This window comes from Polynucleobacter sp. 39-46-10, assembly GCF_002282275.1.
This window is the reverse complement of record NZ_NCJB01000284.1, coordinates 1-3,001: the sequence shown is the minus strand read 5'-3', so window position 1 is coordinate 3,001 and position 3,001 is coordinate 1. Positions and strand designations below refer to the sequence as shown.

General features: G+C 45.7%; 3 protein-coding genes. All 3 read left to right on the top strand.

Going from position 1 to position 3,001, the window contains the following annotated elements; translation table 11 throughout:
- The coding region (locus tag B7X71_RS14425; RefSeq protein ID WP_293601135.1) for an aminotransferase class I/II-fold pyridoxal phosphate-dependent enzyme at positions 1–600 on the top strand (600 nt) is incomplete at its 5' end.
- Positions 597–1,907, top strand: a complete 1,311-nt coding sequence (locus B7X71_RS14420; RefSeq protein WP_215301440.1) for a homoserine dehydrogenase — start codon at positions 597–599, stop codon at positions 1,905–1,907. The genes B7X71_RS14425 and B7X71_RS14420, both read left to right, overlap by 4 nt.
- Positions 1,908–1,916: 9 nt before the next feature.
- Positions 1,917–3,001: threonine synthase (thrC, locus tag B7X71_RS14415; protein WP_293601133.1), on the top strand; the 1,085-nt coding region annotated here is incomplete at its 3' end.

The window sequence follows — 3,001 nt, the reverse complement described above, 5'->3', positions numbered from 1 at the left end:
ATCTCCTTGGCATCTTTATCTACTGATGTGGTCACCATTACCTTCAATGGTTTATCTAAGAACTACCGCTCTTGCGGCTACCGCGCTGGCTGGATGATAGTTTCTGGTGACAAAGAGATGATCCGCGATTACATCGAGGGTCTCAATATGTTGTCCTCAATGCGATTGTGTGCCAACGTACCGGGCCAGTACGCAATTCAAACGGCATTGGGTGGTTATCAAAGTATCAATGATTTGGTTAATGAGGGTGGTCGCTTAGCAAAGCAGCGTGAGCTTGCTTGGAAGCTCATTACTGAGATCCCAGGCGTGACATGCGTGAAACCAAAGTCTGCTTTGTACTTATTTCCAAAGCTTGATCCTGAGATGTATCCAATCGAGGATGATCAGCAATTTGTTGCCGATCTTTTGAAAGAAGAAAAAGTGTTGTTAGTACAAGGCTCTGGTTTTAACTGGGGCAAGCCAGATCATTTCCGTTTAGTGTTCTTACCTCATGAAGATGTGCTTAATGAGGCGATTGGTCGCCTTGCACGTTTTCTTGAGCGTTATCGTCAAAAACATAGTCGCAAAGCGGCTAATTCAACAGCAACAAAGGCATCATGAAACCGATTCAAGTTGGTCTATTAGGTATTGGCACTGTGGGTGGTGGAGTATTTACTGTTCTCGAGCGTAACCAAGATGAAATTACCCGTCGCGCTGGCCGTGGCATTCGTATTAATACAGTTGCCGATCTCAATGTAGAGCGTGCTAAAGAATTAGTAAAAGATCGCGCTCAAGTAGTGAGTGATGCTCGTGCAGTCATTAATAATCCTGAGATTGATATCGTTGTTGAGTTGATTGGTGGTTACGGTATTGCTAAAGATTTGGTGCTAGAGGCAATCGCAGCTGGCAAGCATGTAGTGACGGCTAACAAGGCCTTGATCGCCGTTCATGGCAATGAAATTTTTCAGGCTGCCCATGAAAAAGGTGTGATGGTTGCATTTGAGGCGGCTGTAGCGGGTGGTATTCCAATTATCAAGGCCTTGCGCGAAGGTTTGACTGCAAACCGTATCGAATGGATCGCTGGCATCATCAATGGCACAACCAATTTCATTCTTTCTGAGATGCGTGACAAAGGTTTAGACTTTGCAACCGTCTTAAAAGAGGCGCAGCGTCTAGGCTACGCAGAAGCGGATCCGACATTTGATATTGAAGGTGTAGACGCTGCACATAAGGCAACCATCATGAGTGCCATTGCATTTGGTATTCCAATGCAATTTGAAAAAGCGCACGTTGAGGGTATTACCAAGCTGGATGCCATCGATATTAAATACGCTGAGCAGTTGGGCTATCGCATCAAGTTGCTTGGTATCGCCAAGAAGACATCTAGCGGTGTCGAATTACGTGTGCACCCAACTTTGATTCCAACGAAGCGTTTAATTGCTAACGTAGAAGGTGCTATGAATGCCGTTCAGGTATTCGGCGATGCCGTTGGTACTACGCTTTACTACGGTAAAGGTGCGGGTTCAGAGCCAACTGCTTCCGCTGTGATTGCCGACTTAGTAGATATCACACGATTATTAGGTGCGAGCCCTGAGAATCGTGTCCCATACCTTGCTTTCCAACCAGATGCAGTGCGCGACATTACTGTATTGCCTATGGGTGAAATCACCACCAGCTACTATTTACGCTTGCGTGTAGCAGATCAGGCCGGCGTTTTAGCTGACATCACAAAAATTTTGGCAGCTCACGGCATCTCGATTGATGCGCTCTTGCAAAAAGAAGCGGACGAGGGTGAAAGCCAAACTGATTTGGTAGCTTTGACTCACGAAACCAAAGAAAAGCACATGCTAGCAGCGATTGCTGAAATCCAGAATCTAAAAACTGTTGCTGGCGAAGTAGTGAAGATCCGCTTAGAAAATCTGTCCTAATATAAATACATGCGTTACCAATCTACTCGTGGCAATAGCCCGCAACAATCTTTTCTAGAAATCCTCCTTGGTGGATTGGCGCCGGATGGTGGTTTGTATCTGCCGACTGAGTATCCACAAGTCACTAAAGAGCAGCTCGATTCTTGGCGTGGATTGTCATATGCTGATCTCGCTTATGAAGTCTTGAGTTTGTATTGTGATGACATTCCCGAGGCTGATTTACGAGCTTTATTACGTAAGACCTATACAGAGCAGGTCTATTGCAATGGACGGACTGAAGATAATGCTAAAGACATCACGCCATTACATTGGTTGGGTGAAGAGCAGGGCACACGTATTGGTTTGTTGAGTTTATCTAACGGACCTACGCTGGCATTTAAAGATATGGCGATGCAGTTGCTCGGCAATCTCTTTGAATACGCGCTAAAGAAAAAAGGTCAGAAGCTCAATATTTTGGGTGCGACGTCTGGTGATACCGGCAGTGCGGCTGAATACGCTATGCGCGGCAAAGAGGGTGTTAAAGTATTTATGCTTTCACCACGCGGAAAGATGAGTGCTTTCCAATCCGCACAAATGTATTCCTTGCAAGATCCAAATATTTTTAACTTGGCGGTTGCCGGTGTTTTCGATGATTGCCAAGATATTGTGAAGGCAGTGAGTAATGATCACAGCTATAAGGCAAGCCACCAAATTGGTACTGTGAACTCCATTAACTGGGGTCGAGTAGTTGCTCAGGTTGTTTACTACTTCCAAGGCTATTTACTTGCTACAAAATCAAGCTCCGAAAAAGTCTCTTTCACTGTGCCGTCTGGTAACTTTGGCAATATCTGCGCTGGCCACATTGCCCGCATGATGGGCTTGCCAATCGCCCATTTGATCGCTGCTACTAATGAGAATGATGTTCTCGATGAGTTCTTCCGCACTGGCGTGTATCGTGCGCGTAAGTCTGCTGAGACTTTGCATACCTCAAGCCCATCTATGGATATTTCTAAAGCGAGTAACTTTGAGCGCTTTGTATTTGATCTGATGGGCAAAGATGGCCAGGCAACCGCTGGCATGTTTAAGCAAGTGGACGAAGCTGGTGGCTTTGATAT